Annotated in this window: 7 protein-coding genes; all 7 read right to left on the reverse strand. The window is 57.4% G+C overall.

Annotated features, from left to right (window positions below):
- Positions 1-53: 53 nt before the first annotated feature.
- Positions 54-473 carry a DUF6691 family protein gene (locus tag ACOI8A_RS00090; protein ID WP_420650968.1) on the reverse strand — a complete coding sequence of 140 codons (420 nt, stop codon included), beginning with the start codon at positions 471-473 and terminating at the stop codon, positions 54-56.
- A gap of 2 nt (positions 474-475) precedes the next feature.
- Positions 476-910: a YeeE/YedE family protein gene (locus ACOI8A_RS00095; protein ID WP_420650969.1), complete on the reverse strand. Its 435-nt coding sequence runs from the start codon at positions 908-910 to the stop codon at positions 476-478.
- A 243-nt stretch (positions 911-1,153) separates the two neighbouring features.
- Positions 1,154-2,272 (reverse strand): ABC transporter permease, encoded by a 1,119-nt coding sequence (locus ACOI8A_RS00100; protein ID WP_420650993.1) that lies wholly within the window; start codon positions 2,270-2,272, stop codon positions 1,154-1,156.
- Complete coding sequence (gene rbbA, locus ACOI8A_RS00105; protein WP_420650970.1) at positions 2,272-4,992, reverse strand: ribosome-associated ATPase/putative transporter RbbA; 2,721 nt, start codon at positions 4,990-4,992, stop codon at positions 2,272-2,274. The genes ACOI8A_RS00100 and rbbA overlap by 1 nt, the downstream gene beginning before the upstream one ends.
- On the reverse strand, positions 4,989-5,954 hold the full coding sequence (locus ACOI8A_RS00110; RefSeq protein WP_420650971.1) for an HlyD family secretion protein: 966 nt from the start codon (positions 5,952-5,954) through the stop codon (positions 4,989-4,991). Before ACOI8A_RS00110 ends, rbbA begins: the two co-directional genes overlap by 4 nt.
- Before the next feature lie 93 nt (positions 5,955-6,047).
- Complete coding sequence (locus tag ACOI8A_RS00115) at positions 6,048-6,773, reverse strand: Crp/Fnr family transcriptional regulator (protein ID WP_420650972.1); 726 nt, start codon at positions 6,771-6,773, stop codon at positions 6,048-6,050.
- Between the two features lie 74 nt (positions 6,774-6,847).
- Positions 6,848-15,487, reverse strand: a complete 8,640-nt coding sequence (locus ACOI8A_RS00120; protein WP_420650973.1) for a GH36-type glycosyl hydrolase domain-containing protein — start codon at positions 15,485-15,487, stop codon at positions 6,848-6,850.
- Between the last annotated feature and the right edge of the window lie 181 nt (positions 15,488-15,668).

Consider the following 15,668-nt stretch of genomic DNA (forward strand, 5'->3'; position numbering starts at 1 on the left):
AAGCGCAGGCTACGGTCAATTGTTCTGCTGTTCGCGTTCTGGCGATCTCACAATCAATGACTGCGCCGGTTCTCCAGTGCATTAAACAACAGCATGCCAGCCAGCATTGCCAATATGAACACGACTACTTGCCAGTGTCCTGTCAGCAGGATTGCAACGGCGGGGCCGGGACAGATACCCGCTATTCCCCAGCCGATACCAAACAACAGGCTGCCGCCGATCAGGCGCGGGTCCAACTCGCGCTTGATCGGTAACTGCATTGGATTTCCCAGCAGCGAGCTGGATTGTTGGCGTGCCCACGTGAGCGGCCCGGTAGCGACGCCAATTGCCCCCACCATGACCAGCGCGAGGGAAGGATCCCAAGCCCCCGTCAAATCCAGGAAAGCCAGCACCTTTTTCGGGTTAGCCATGCCCGCGAGAAGCAGGCCGAAGCCGAACAGAAGGCCTGCGACGAATGCAGTCAGTTTGACCATGTTCAGTTCCCCATGAGATGACGCAGGACGAACACTGTAGCGAAACCACTTAGCATGAAACATACAGTGGCTATGATTGAGCGCGGCGAAAGGCGTGATATGCCGCAAACCCCATGACCGCTCGTGCAACCCGAACCGTAGCGTGTGCCGATACCCACCAATACACCGGCGACGATCAGTCCGAACAGGCCACTCTGGAAATCAAGCTGCGGCAGCGTGGCAAACAAGCCCCATAAAACCGGCGCGACGAGCAGACCCAGCAAAAACAGCACTTTCTCGTCAGCCCCCTCGCTGCCACGCTGTAGAAGGTTGCCGATCAGGCCGCTGATTCCCGCGATACGCCCGTTGGCGACGACGAATAGAGTGGCTGCGAGGCCAATCAATGCGCCTCCGGCAAGTGATGACCAGGGAGTAAAGTTGATCCAGTCGACATTCACGAAGCTTCTCCAGCGCAAAAATGTTGAGACAGGGTTTGGATTACCGTTAATGCTTCAGGACTGCTGATGCGATGGAACACTTGCTTTGCGTCACCGCGGGTTCCTCAGTCCTTCGCGGCGAAGCCACGCCAACTGTCGAAAAAGAGTCGCGCGAATACGCTCGGCGTTCAGGTCTAGGGCGCTCCAGTGTTCGGTGTATTGCTGCGCGGGACCACTTTAGAGTTGAACCCGATATTTCAGTCATCAAGAAGACAAACTCGATCGAAATCGCAACAGTGTGATGCCGAAGAAAACCGACCCTATGACTGCCAGTGCCAGCAACTCCGGCCACACCAGATTGAGCCCTGCATTGCGGAACAGAATTGCCGTGCTCAGGCTGACAAACTGGGTGGAAGGGGAAATCTGCATAACCCACTGCAACCAGGTTGGCATGCTTTCCAACGGCGTGCTGCCGCCCGACAGCAGCAGCATCGGAATGATGACAGGGATCGCCAGCAGCCCGAATTGTGGCGTTGATCGTGCCAGTGTCGCGAGAAAGATGCCGAGTGAATTGGCGGCAAACAGATACAGCGCGGTAGCTGACAGGAACAAAACGGTAGAGCCTGTCAGTGGCACGCCTAAAGCGAACCTCACGACAGCCTCCAGCGACACCCACGTGCAGCCGACTACGACCAATGCATTGCTGCCGATTTTCGAGACCATGATTTCGAAGGGGGTGAGGGGTAGCACCAGCAAGTGATCAAGTGTTCCGTGCTCTCGCTCGCGAAGGAGCGCGGTGCCCGTCAGTACGATCGCCAATATAGTGATGTTGTTGACGATCTGAATCACCGCCAGAAACCAGCCGCCCTCCAGATTGGGATTGAACAGTGAATGAGACACCAGTGCGATTGGCGTCTGGGCCGAATCGTTATCCCGAGTACGGTACTTGCGCATCTCCCGGTCAAATATTCGCGCAATGTAACCGGCGCCCATGAATGCCTGACTCATCGCAGTCGCATCTACGTTGATTTGCAGGTCAGGGCTGCGACCAGCGTTGTAATCGCTTTGAAAGTGCGGCGGGATGTCGATGATGAAAGTGTATTGCCCGCTGTCCATGGCAGCATCGAGCTGATCGTAGTTCAGGGGCATTGGGACCTGAAATTCTGGCGGCAACAAGGCTGCCGACAGTTGCCGTGACAGATAGCTGCGGTCTTCATCCACGATCGCCACACTGGCGTGATGCACGCCGATGACTGAACCGGCGGCGGGCATATAAATTGCCACGCTGAAGGCATAGGCCAAAAACAACAGCAGTACGCGATCGTGCCGCAGACTGGTCAGCTCCTTGAGTGCCAGCGCGAGAACGTGTGCAGGTTTATTCATCATGCTTCCTGCTTTTTCAGCATCAGCAGACTGACGCCGCTGAAGAATACAAAAAACCCTAGCAATGCAAGGCATTGAGGCCAGAGTTGGCGCAGATCCAATGCCTTGGTGAAAGTGCCGACTGCGATGTCCAGAAAGTAGCCGGCAGGAAACAGCGCCCCCATGATCGCTGCGCCGCCCTCCAGCGATGAGCGCGGTACGATCAAACCGGAGAACTGGATAGTGGGCAGACTGGTGATGATCATCGTGCCCAGAATGGCGGCGATCTGGGTTCGCGTAAACGCGGAAATCAGCAAGCCGAGACTGGTCGTGGCGAGGACATACAGAAAACCGCCCAGAGCGAGCATCAGCAGGCTGCCTTTGAACGGCACGTCGAAGAGCCATCGATTCATCGCGGTCAGCATGCACAGGTTGATCACGCTGACTACAACGTAAGGCATTTGCTTGCCCAGCAAGAACTCCAGACGCGAAAGAGGGGTGGCGTAGAAATTAGTGATCGACCCGAGCTCTTTCTCTCGCACGATACCCAATGCGGTGAGCATGGCCGGAATGAATGCCAGAATCAGCGCCATGACGCCAGGTCCGATTGCGTTGACACTGACCACGTCCTGGTTGTACCGAAAGCGGATTTGCATATTCGCCATCGGGCGAACGTCGTGGGGGTGGCTGGTGGAGCTGGCCAGACGTTGCAGATTCTCTGCATGTACCGATTCCACATAGTTACGGCTGGTTTCGGCACGAAATGGCATTGCGCCTTCCAGCCATGCGGCAACCGTGGGCGCGCGCCCGGCATGTAAGTCCCGCCCAAAACCCGGAGGAATTTCCAATGCCAACTTGATCTCCGAGCGCTGCAAGCGTTGCTGCAACTGGACCGGGTCCTGGATCGGTGCACGTTCGGAAAAGTAGCGAGAACCACGGAACGCCTCGAGGTAGGCGCGGCTCTGTGGCGTTTGATCCTGATCGTAGACTGCAAACTCCAGATTTTCGACATCCAGCGAAATCCCGAAGCCGAAAATGATCATCATGAACAGCGCGCCCAAAAATGCGAACGCCAGCCGTACCCGATCACGCAGCAGCTCCTGAGTTTCCTTGCGCGCTACGGCCCACAGACGACGCAGACGAAAGCGCTTGGGGATGGACACGGATGCCTCGTCGGGGGTGAACGCCTCGTCAGTCGATTGCGGCTTTTCGTCTGGTGCCTGCGCTTGCTCCAGACATTCGATAAACGCCAGCTCAAGCGTCTCGGCAGCGTATTGCTCCTGTAGTTGCTGCGGAGTGCCACAGGCCAGCACTCGACCGGCGTGCATGAAGGAAATCCGGTCGCAGCGCAACGCTTCATTCATGAAGTGCGTAGACAGAAATATGGTCACGCCTTCATCGCGTGAAAGTTCGGTCAGCAATGTCCAGAACGCGTCCCGGGCTACCGGATCGACGCCTGATGTGGGCTCGTCAAGAATTAGTACTTCAGGCTTGTGCAGCACTGCGACCGCCAGTGACAGGCGCTGACGCACCCCGAGCGGCAGCGCTCCCGAGGCTTGCATGGCGACATCGGATAAGTTGAAACGAGCCAGTAGCGCGTCGATGCGTTCAGTGCTCGCAGCCTTGGGCATGTCGTAAAGCCGGGCATGCAGATCAAGATTCTGGCGTGCGGTCAATTCGCCGTATAATGAGTAACTCTGGGACATGAAACCGACTTTCTTGCGCGTCTCCAGATCCGTCGCGTCCACAGGTTTCCCCAGTAACACGGCTTCACCCTGAGTCGCAGGAATCAAGCCGGTCAATACCTTCATGGTCGAGGTTTTGCCACAGCCGTTAGAGCCCAGAAATCCGAAAATCTCACCTTTGCTGATGGAAAAACTAACGTTGTCGACGGCCGTGAAGTCCCCGAAGCGCAGGGTCAGCCCGGTTGCTTCGATGGCAACCGGTTTGGCAGAGGACTGGCTGTCGGTGGCGGCCGATGCCTGCCAGACCTTTCTTGTACCTCCCTGGAAGTGCGTAAACGCATCATCGAGCTTGCCACTGGAAGTGCTCGCTGCAAGCTCGGTACTGAGGCCTGAGGCGATCAGTTTTCCTTGATCGAGCATCAGGCATTTCTCGAACTGCTCCGCTTCTTCCATGTAGGCGGTTGCTACTAGCACGGTCAACTGCGGTCGCAGTGCGCGCACTTCGTCGATCAACTCCCAGAAATGCCGGCGCGATAGCGGGTCAACTCCCGTCGTGGGCTCATCGAGAATCAAAAGATCGGGTTGGTGAATCAGGGCGCAGCACAAGCCCAGTTTCTGTTTCATGCCGCCTGACAGCTTACCCGCCGGGCGATCTTTGAAGCGCTCCAGATCGGTCGACACCAACAGGCTCGTCAGACGTTTTTCTGTGGCGGGGCCTTGCAGACTGAACAGGGCCGCGAAGTAGCGCACGTTTTCAGCAATGCTCAAGTCTGGGTATAAATTATTGCCAAGCCCCTGTGGCATGAACGCAATGCGCGAATACAGTGTCCTGCGGTGGGCGGCGTCATCAATCAGGCCGCCCAAGACCGACAACTCGCCGGTTTGAAGTTTTTTGACGCCTGCAATCAATCCCAGCAACGTGGACTTGCCCGCGCCGTCCGGCCCGATCAGTCCGCAGCGAATGCCCGCAGGCAGCTCCAGGTTGATATCGAACAGCGCATGCTGCGTGGCATACGTGTGATTGAGGCCGGTAATCCTTATCACCGAGTTCGTCATGGAAACATTACCGGCCAGGGCTCCGGTGTGGTTCGGACATATCCGACGCCTGGCATACCGGGTTTCGCCTGCGGAGTGTCTTTGGGATTGACCAGGCGGGCCTTGACGCGGAATACCAGCTTCTGTCGCTCATCCTGGGTTTCGACCGCTTTGGGTGTGAACTGAGATTTATCTTCGATGAAGGTAATACGCGCCAGAAGCTGTTGGTCGGGGAGGGCATCCAGAACGATTTTCGCTTGATCGCCCAAGGCCAATTTGCCTGCCGTGGCGGCAGGCAAATACAGATTCATGTATTGATCCTGGAGGTTGATCAGCACGAAAACCTGGCCCCCCGCGCCCAGCACTTCGCCGGGTTCGGCCATGCGTAACTGGATCGAGCCGTCAATGGGTGCGCGCAAACTGCTGTCGTCAATCTCGCTCTGCAGACTGGCGGCCTGCGCCTTAGCCTCGCTGATCCCGGCAACGAGGGCCAACACCTGAGCTTGTGCCGACCGAACGGCGGCACTGCTGGTGTCGAATCGTGCTTTTTGCTGATCGAACAGCTGAGCGCTGTAGTAGCCACGCTCGAACATCAAACGTGCGCGTTTGAGCTCTTGTCCCGCCAACCGTTGCTCGCTCTGGCGAAGCTGCACATTGGCTTGCGCCACGGCCACGTTTTGACGCGCACCGGCGACGCCCGCCAGTGCTTGCTGCAATTTTGCTTCAAGGGTTTTCGTATCCATCACCGCTAGCAGTTGCCCGGCGCTGACCTTGTCCCCCTCATTCACCAGCACTTGCGCAAGGCGCCCGGCGGTTTTACTTGCGATCTGAACTTCGGTGGCTTCCAGCCGCCCATTCGCGGCGTGAAACTGCTCAGGCAGTGACGGATGACTCCAGCGCCAATAGCCGAACGCACTCCCGGCCAGCAACAGGACGAGTATCACCAAAGTGGATGCAATGAGCTTACGGTGCTTCGTCGGCATTGCACTTCTCCCTGTGAATACTCAAGTATGGGGAAGTGCGGAGCGGCGAGTCTGACCTAGATCAAGTTGCAACCGGGGGGCCGTAGCTGAGGATCACTTGTCCTGGCGTCGGGTGTAATGCAGCAATCGGTCGGTTTCAGTCTTTACCACCGAGTAACATTCACAGCTGAGGCGTTCCAGTTGCGCACGATCAAGAACTTTGATCTGGCCACGGCTGTATTCGATCACGCTCTGACGTTGCAGCTTGCCGGCGGCCTCGGTCACGCCCTCACGGCGTACACCGAGCATGTTGGCGATCAGTTCCTGAGTCATGTTCAACTGATTGCCTTGCAAGCGATCGAGTGACAACAGCAACCAGCGACATAGTTGCTGATCTATCGAGTGATGGCGATTACACAGAGCGGTCTGTGACATTTGCGTAATCAGCGCCTGGGTGTAACGAAGCATCAGCAACAGCAGGTCGCCATGGCGATCGAACTCATCTTTGAGCTTCTGACCGGGTAGACGAAACGCAGCGCCTGCGCTCTGGACCACGGCGCGACTTGACGTACTCTCGCCCCCCATGAATACGGCGATACCCACAAGACCTTCATTGCCCACCACGGCAATTTCTGCCGAGGCGCCGCTTTCCGTCACGTGCAGCAAGGACACGATGGAGTCTGTGGGGAAGTACACGTGACGCAATGCGTCGCCCGGCTCATAGAGCACCTCTCCCAGCTCAAGGTCGACCCATTCCAGGTGCGGAGCAAGGCGCTCGAGTTCCTGGCTGGCGAGCGCTGCGAGCAGATGATTGTGAGTCGGCTGCGGCGAAGCAGACATAAGCAGGCTCCCTGAGAGAGGATGGGTAGGCTGACTCAGGGTACACCTGTGAGTTCCGAGTAGGGGACCAATGTCTAATCATCGACAGCCTGCACTTGTCTGACCGATTGAGACCTCGCACTAGGCGCACGGCACTCGACCAAAATCCGCCGCTCGATGCCATCATCCATAAGCATCAGTACGCCTCCCTGCAGGATCTGACCATCAAGTGTCATTGAAGTCGACGCCGTGATTCCTTGTCGTACGTCGAAATGGTACTGCGTCAACCCGAATCGATAAGTCATTGTGAAGCCCGGCCAGTCGTCGGGAATCAATGGCTCCAGTCTCAGCGTGTTGCCGTCGCGTTGCAGGCCCAGCAGCGATTCAACCGCCAGACGATACATCCATCCTGCGGAGCCTGTGTACCAGGTCCAGCCACCACGTCCGGCGTGGGGGGCAATGCCGTAAACATCAGCCGCCATTACATAAGGTTCAACTTTGTACGTTTCGACCCCCGCGCTGCTCAGGGAAACGGCCGGATTGATCAGATTGAGTAATTCCCACGCCTTCGCAGAGTTCCCCGATTGCGCAAATGCCATAGCCGCCCAGACTGCGGCGTGGGTGTACTGTCCGCCATTTTCGCGGACGCCGGGGACGTAGCCTTTAATATATCCAGGGTCCTGTTCGCCCTTGTCGAATGGAGGATCGAGCAGCAGGATCGCGCGTATTTCAGGCTTGACCAGATACCGGTCGAGCGCCTGCATAGCCAGGATCTGCCGTTGTTCCGACCCGGCTCCAGACAACACTGACCAGCTCTGGGCGATGGAATCTATGCGGCATTCATCATTGATCGACGATCCCAATGGCTGCCCGTTATCAAACCAGGCTCGACGGTACCAGGCGCCGTCCCAGGCTGCACTCTCCAGGCTTTCGCGCAGCAGTTCGGCATGCTCTTCGCAGCGTCGAGCAAATTCACCATCGCCGTACCGGTGCGCGAGGAGGGCAAAGCGCTTGAGCACATCACAACCAAAAAACCCTAACCAGACGCTTTCGCCCGCGCCGAGGTAGCCCACTCGGTTCATCCCGTCGTTCCAGTCTCCGCTTCCGATCAGTGGCAATCCATGTACGCCTCGCCTCAAGCTATGTTCAATGGCACGCACACAATGCCGGTAAAGTGGCTCGCACAAATCCGACACATGCGGCAAGTCGTAGTAGGACTCTTCACCAGAGTCCAGCGCGCGCCCCTCTAAATAGCCGGCGGCTTCGTCCAGTACCGAAAGATCACCGGTGACTTCCACATAACGGCTGGTCGCAGCCACGAGCCATAAAAAATCGTCGGAGCAGGCGGTGCGCACCCCGCGATTCAGCGGTGGGTGCCACCAGTGCTGCACATCGCCTTCCTGATACTGATGACTCGCACACAGCAGCAGGTGTGTCCGCACAGTTGCTGGATCTGCATGGATCATGGCCATGCTGTCCTGAAGTTGATCACGGAAGCCTACAGCTCCCCCAGACTGGTAAAAACCACTACGGGCGAGGAAGCGGCAGGCGATGACTTGATACATCAACCAACCATTGACCATGACATCGAAGCTTGGCGCCGGTGTGCGCACCTGGATCACTGAAAGCAGCGAACGCCAGTGATCTTGAATTTTCTGCAACTGCATCGCGGCGACTCGCGCCCCCCGGTATTGGTGCACCAGTTGTGTCGCCGCGTGAGCGTTTTTCTCCGCCCCGAGGCGCAGCACCACTTCTGTGCGTTCTCCCTCAGACAGTGCCAACGTGATCTGGATCGCAGCGCAAGGGTCCATCCCGGCCCCTAAACGCCCCGATAACCCGGCATGTTGCAATGCTGAGGGTGATTCGAGGCTGCCATTGCGGCCGATGAACTCGGTGCGATCACCGCTGATGCCATGGTCGGTGCCATCGGTGTCGAAGAATGCCACGCGCTCGTTGAACTCGACCGAATAGGCATTGCGCGCGAAAAGCGCTCCACTTTCAGGGTCCGACTGGGTCGCAATATGCATTGCCGACTTGCTACGCAGGTCTCCCAGCACCCACTCCACATAACCGGTCACCGTCAACTTTCGGCTACGACCGGACACGTTATGCACGATCAGCCTTGAAAACTTGATCGGCGCATCGACGGCCACAAAAATCCACAGCTCAGTCCGGACACCCTCGCTTTCATGTTCGAACACGCTGTAGCCAAAACCGTGTCGTGTCTTATAGGTGCCGTTGCCCGGACAAGGTTTCGGCGTGGCTGACCAGAAATGCCCCGTTTCCTCATCGCGCAGGTAAATGACTTCGCCGCCAGGGTCCATTATCGGATCGTTGTGCCAAGGAGTAAGACGGAACTCATGTGCATTTTCCGCCCAGGTGTAGGCGCTGCCGGCTTCAGATACTACGGTGCCCAAATGTGCGTTTGCGATGACGTTGACCCAAGGCGCCGGAGTAGGGCGGCTACTCGTTGAGCTGATGACATACTCGCAGCCATCTTCACTGAAACCGCCGTAGGCGTTGGCTAAAGCCAAAGGTGCGGTGAGTGCTCCCGAGTTGTTGTGAGTTGGTATGTACGGGCGGGGTGCGACAAAAGGGGCGTACACCGGTGCCACACGCCGTCGAAGTATTTGCTCACTCAACGATCCGAGTCCTTCGCTGAACACCAGGCGCGCGACAGACAGGATCAGCGTGCGATCTTCATTGGACATCTGCTGGGCGGTGCGAACGAAAATCCCTCCGGAGCGATCCACCAGCGTTGCCTCGCTACCCGAAGTGACAAGGCCCATGATCGCGTCCTGCAGTTGCTGCCGATAACCGCTCTGGTCTTCGTTCCAGATCAACAGATCAACCACCAGGCCCTTCTGGCGCCAATATGCGTGTGCCTGGATCATTTTCTGAACGAGTTCGATATTCTCCAGACTCTTGATCTTCAAAAGGACGATAGGCCGGTCGCCAGAGATGGACTGCCCCCAAAGTCCCTGTTGGTTGCGCCGATTCTCCATCAGCACTGCGCTGTCCGCGCGCATCGCCGAGTTCGCGTAAAGCAGCGAGGAGGCCATTTGTTCAAACAGTCGCGCATCGCCAGGCGAGGCGTTCAACTGGCGCAACAGCACTTGGCTGTGAGTCCACGACAGATCGAAGACTCGGTCGGCCAGATGCCGGTCACGGTATTTGTTGATGAGCGACAGGCAGTGGTCGCGACTGGTCGCCGCACCTGTCACCAGATCAATCGTCGCCTGCTGCCCCGGTTGCAGGGTGATGCGACAGCGAATCGCGACAATCGGATCAAGCACCGGCCCGGCGGTACCGGAAAGCTGTGTGCATTCGCCATCCAGGGCCGCCGGCGACTCAAGATCCTTGCCGCGACCGATGAAGCGGGCGCGGTCGGTTTCATATGAAATATCCTGGATATCGACATCATGGGCTGCAAGCAGATGGCACATCCAGGGTGTCGGCTCGTCGCTGGCCCGTGGCCGACGGCTGCAGACAATGGCCTGCAAAGGCAGCAACACCTCGGTTTGTACGAACAACTTGCTGAAGGCCGGATGCATCGCGTCCGTGTCGGGCGCGGCTAGCACTACTTCTGCATAGGTTGTGATTTCCAGGCTTTTTGCAGATGATCCACGGTTAGAGAGATGCAGTCGGCGCAGCTCGATGTTGTCTTCTGGCGAGACGACGATTTCCATGTGCGAATCGAAGTCCAGCTCCCGCGTGCGAAACTCCGCACGCGCATCGCTGAAAATGGCTTCGTGGCTTTCAGTACGACGCCGCGTAGGCTGGAACGCTGCCGACCAGAATGATCCACTTTCGACGTCTCTCAAATAGCAGAACGTGCCCCAGTTATCTTGAGTCGTATCTTCGTGCCAACGGGTCACTGCCATTTCGTTGCGCCGGCTGTAACCACCACCGCCACTGCTGAGCATTACGTGATAGTTGCCGTTGGAGAGCAACTGCACAGCAGGGCGTTTCAGCCCGGGATGGACGAACACTCGCAGGTCATTATCCAGGCTCTGTCCCTCATCACTGAGAGCGGAGGATTGCGCGGTTTGAAGGTAAGGCGCTGCTGCCTTGGGGACCCGTTCCTGTAGCAGCAGGAGGGCAGACTGCAGCCCCGGATCGGACTCGAAACGCCTTTGCATCGGCTGATTGAGCAACACACTGGTCAGTGCCAACAGGCTCATTCCCTGATGGTGCGCCATGAACGACTGCACCAGAGCAAAACGCTGGCCGCGCGGCAGGCGTGCTTCGGTGTAATCGACTGCTTCGTACAGCCCGTAACGGCCAGCAGCCCCCTGTTGCGCCAGTCGCTGCAAGTTCTCGCAGGCAGATTCGGGGTCAACCATCAGCGCCAAAGCGCTCGCATAAGGCGCTACGACGATGTCATCGCCCAAGCCACGCTTGAGGCCGAGCGCCTGTACCCCGAAAGCGCGGTATTGATAGTTGAAATGCGCATCTACGGTGTAGTAACCGGACTCCGACACGCCCCAAGGTATCCCGAGACGACGGCCTTGTTCGATTTGTACGGTCACAGCAGCGCGGCATCCTTGGTTCAGCAGGCTGCCTTCATAATCAGGCATTACCAGCATTGGCATGAGGTACTCGAACATCGAGCCTGACCAAGACATCAATGTCGCCACACCATCGTGTTCTCCTGACAATCGGCCCAGCGTAAACCATGCACGCTGCGGAATCTGGCCCTGCGCAATAACCACGAAATTTGTCAGCCGCACTTCGGAAGCCAAGAGGTCGTAGTAGCCGCTGTCGAGTCGACGTTCTTCTGCGTTGTAGCCGATAACGAACAGGTCGCGTTTGCTGTCATAAAGCAGTGAAAAGTCCATCTGCGCCAGAACGGTTGTCTGGTCTATCAGCCTCTCTAGGCTAACGCTCGATTCACATGCTGCAGCGCGTACTTGCGTAACACGCGCGTGATGCTCGCCAGACCAATCAGTGCAGTCCAGCTGCGCAAGTTGCCGCAAAGATTGCCGTGCCGATGCGCTGCCATTGATTGAGGCGGGCAAACGAAAGCGCTCAAGTGCTTCAATCCAGTCACTGCATTGCTCGGTGAATGCGCTTTGCCAATAACTGCTGTCGCCCTGAACATCGGCCGGCGCTCGAGCCATGAGCGCGCGGGCGGTCTGCAACGTATTCAGCAGTGAGTCGACATCGGGATGTTCTGCTGCACGCTCGAGCAGTGTGCGCAACAGATCCTTTTCATTAGAAGAATGTTGGTTGTCGTCCAACGCGTCCAGGGTATCGCGCAGCCCGCTGACGATCGAGAGACCGAACAGAGGTGTGTCCTGCATTTGCACCAGACCTGCGCGCAACGTTAGCAGCAGCCCGGCCAGATTGCCGCTGTCGACGGTGGAAATGTAGTGTGGCCGTAGCGGCTCGCATGTCTGAGTGTCATACCAGTTGTAGAAATGTTTCTGGTGACGCTCCAGCGCGCTCATGCTGTCCAGTGATGCCGATAATCGCCGCAACATGCGCTCAGTACTCAGATAACCAAAGTCGTGCGCTGCCAGATTTGCTAGCAACGCCATGCCCATATTTGTCGGCGATGTGCGGTGGGCGATCGTCGGCTTGGGTTCTTCCTGAATATTGTCAGGCGGCAACCAGTTGTTCTGCAGCCCTACCAAGTCGTCAAAAAACGCCCAAGTTCTACGAGCCAGGACGCGCAGAAACCGCAGTGCTTCGGCAGACGGTTCGAACAATGTGTGGCGGGGTGCTGCGCTTAATCGCCAAGCCATCCAAGGGCCGGCCAGCCACGACAGCAGGAACGGGGCGGCAATTAACAGCCTGACAGGCTCCGTGATCAATACTGTCAGGCCGATAAAGGCGAACAGCGGGCCAATCCACATCTGACGATAGTGCCCGCTGAGAAGATTGGTCGCGGTGCGCTCCACCTCGCGGGATGGCTGCCATTGCAAGAGCAAACGTCTGCTGAAAATAATCCTCCAGAGCGAGCGTGCAATTGCGCCCGTGCTGTAGTACATCTCGAACGGCAGCCAGGAAATGGTTGCACCGACTTGGGCCAAATCTTGCGCCAACCCGCCCATCAGGCCCCCGACATACTGACGGTAGGGCACGTTCAATGGTGGTTGCAAAACGTCCGCAAGCGTTTTGAGTAACGGTTGTAAAAACAGCAGACCTGCCACTGCCAGCGTCCACGCCAGAGGTTCATTGCTGGCAAACCAACCCCATGCAAGCATGACCAGCACCGCCAGTGGTTCAAGGCTGCGGCGCAGATTGTCGAGAATTTTCCAGCGCGCCATGATGTCCAGACGATTGCGGGTCCATTCACCGCGCGCGGTACGCGTCCACGGCAGAACCCAAGGTATCAACTGCCAGTCGCCGCGGATCCAGCGATGCCGACGTTTGACGTCAGTGACGTAGCGTGACGGATACTGTTCGTACAGTTGCACATCGCTCAACAGACCTGAGCGTGCGTAACAGCCTTCGATCAAGTCGTGGCTGAGAATCTGGTTATCCGGCAGACGCTCTTCCAGAGCGCATGTAAAGGCGTCGACGTCATAGATGCCCTTACCAATGAACGACCCCTGATGGAAAAGGTCCTGATAGATATCCGATACCGCACGGGTGTATGGATCGACGCCACCGTTAGTGCCGAACAGGCGTGAATAGATGGAGCGGGGAGTGCTGGCCAGACTTACTCCGACCCGTGGTTGCAGAAGGGCGTGACCCGAAACGATTTTTTCGTTGCTGTTATCGAATATCGGTCGATTCAAGGGATGCATCATTGCAGCCACGCACTGGCGGGCGACATCCTTGGGCAGCAGAGTGTCAGTGTCCAGGGTCAACACATAGCGCACCGATTGTAGCGTCCGTGTGTCGCCGACCACCGTCGTGAAGCGCTGCGCAGATCGTCCGCGCAGCAGCGCATTCAGATCGTTCAGCTTGCCTCGTTTGCGCTCGTACCCCATCCAGACCTGCTCACCAGGATTCCAGCAACGCGGTCTGTGCAAAAGGAAAAAATGCTCTATCGAACCCTCGAAATATTTACGATTGAGCAGATTGATCGCCTGAGAAGCATGTGAGAGCAGCTCGGCGTCGCGAGGCTGAACCTCTTCGGAAGCATCGCCAAAGTCAGTCAGCAGCGCAAAGAACAGGTTGTGGTCACGGTTGGCCAAGAAACGTACTTCCAACCCCTCGATCAGCTCATCGACATCAGCACGCGAGTCAATGAGTGTTGGAATCGCGACAAGAGTACGGGCGTCATCAGGAATACCCTCGGAGTAGTCCAGTTTCGGCAGCATTGCCGGCAGCAGGCTGAACGAAACCAGCCAATTGATCAGACTGAATGCGAGTTGGCTGGTCATGATCAGGCAGGGCACCGCCAACGCTAGCAGCGCTGCGTCAGGCAGGCCGTCGCGACCCGCTGAGGCAAGCAAGGGCAAGGCGAAAATCAGCGTTAAAGACCCGGCCGGGATGAGGTAGAACAGCAGTGGAGAGCGCCTCACCAGACGCTTCCAGCGTTCGTGCAACGGCACATGGGCATCGAGCTTTTGCTCAAGAACGCCAAGGCCGGCACCCAGCAGAAAATAGCCTACATGGTTGACCAGCACACAGTCGGAGGCAGCGCTACTCTGCTCTCGCGACAGACTGACAACAATTTCGGCAACACGAATTTCAGAGTATTGGCTGCGCCTGGCCAGGCGCTCGATCACATGCCGATAGCTGTCCCGAGTTTCAAAGTCCATGGACAGGTAAACGGCCGCCGGATCAGTTTTCAAAGTCTGTTCAACCAGGCTCATCGACTCGACGAACTCCCGCCAGTTGGTTGCAGACAACAACCGCAGGCTTGCAATGCTGTTGCTGATGGACACCTGTTCGGCAGATTGTTGTCGAGCGTCGAGTTGCACCTGCCGCTCGATGCTGGAGCCGGTTTCAACAAGTGTTTGCTCAATCCAATTCAGAGGCAGGGCCAAGGCGGCACTTTGGCCTTGCAATCGACGGGCGAACTCGGCAACGAAAGCACCCGTCAGCGGAGGTGCCGAATGGGCCATATCGGCGACGGTGAGTACCACGCTTTTCACGTCGCGCTCGGAGATATCGATCAGTCGCTCGGCCCAGTCATCGGCCAGATTTGCGTCGTCCCAATTGGCCATGACCCGTGACGCAACGCGTCGCAGATTTTCGATCAAAGCGAGCCGAAGCATGATCGGCACAGCCCACAGCTCACCAAGTGAAAGCGGCATGACCGTTTGATAGGCAACGATAAAACGTCTGAGGCTCAGTTCATCGAACCGGCCATCGCCGTGGGATATGGTCTCCAGCGCAATGTCATAGACTCTCGGCAGGCCGGCCGAAGGGCCGTTGACCAGGCGTGGTAACTCTCGGCTGTAGCCTTTGGGCAGATGCGTCCTGGCGGTTCGAATGTGATCATCTATGAGAAAGTAATTATCCAGCAGCCACTCGGCGGCTGGGGTAATCCGTCGACTGGAGGGCGGCGCCTGAGTCAGAGCGCTGCAACTGCGGATGAGCAGGGTTTCGTTGTCGTCCAGCCGATCAAGCAGGGAATCGCGCGCGGACAATGCGCTGAGCTGATGCTGCCCGGCCAGAGCGACACCGTGACTGGCCATTTGATCTGCATTGAACAGCTCGGAGCGCAGGATCCGCTCATAAGTAAACTTGAGCGCAGGGCGCTTGCCGCTGCGCAGGTAGTTCTGGAGACGCGAAAACAGCCGCCTCGTGCGTGTCCATATGCTTGTCATGATTTCCTTTAATTGACACGCATGCTCGCAATCGCGCCATATCAACCGGTGTGCACAGCGGGGTGCTGGCACCGTTCCGTGCCTTCGAAACCGAAGCTTTGGAGCACTTCCAGTGTGAGTACTTCATTGAAGTGCTGTCTGTTCGCTGTCGAACATAGAGGATGGGTGAGGCAAGTTGCGA

Source organism: Pseudomonas sp. P4795 (genome assembly GCF_048822895.1).
In the GTDB taxonomy this organism is placed as follows: Bacteria; Pseudomonadota; Gammaproteobacteria; order Pseudomonadales; family Pseudomonadaceae; genus Aquipseudomonas.

Coding starts and splice junctions, on each gene's coding strand:
- ACOI8A_RS00100 (WP_420650993.1), bottom strand. CDS start 2,272: ATGAATAAACCTGCACACGTTCTCGCGCTGGCACTCAAGGAGCTGACC.
- ACOI8A_RS00090 (WP_420650968.1), bottom strand. CDS start 473: ATGGTCAAACTGACTGCATTCGTCGCAGGCCTTCTGTTCGGCTTCGGC.
- ACOI8A_RS00115 (WP_420650972.1), bottom strand. CDS start 6,773: ATGTCTGCTTCGCCGCAGCCGACTCACAATCATCTGCTCGCAGCGCTC.
- ACOI8A_RS00120 (WP_420650973.1), bottom strand. CDS start 15,487: ATGACAAGCATATGGACACGCACGAGGCGGCTGTTTTCGCGTCTCCAG.
- ACOI8A_RS00110 (WP_420650971.1), bottom strand. CDS start 5,954: ATGCCGACGAAGCACCGTAAGCTCATTGCATCCACTTTGGTGATACTC.
- rbbA (WP_420650970.1), bottom strand. CDS start 4,992: ATGACGAACTCGGTGATAAGGATTACCGGCCTCAATCACACGTATGCC.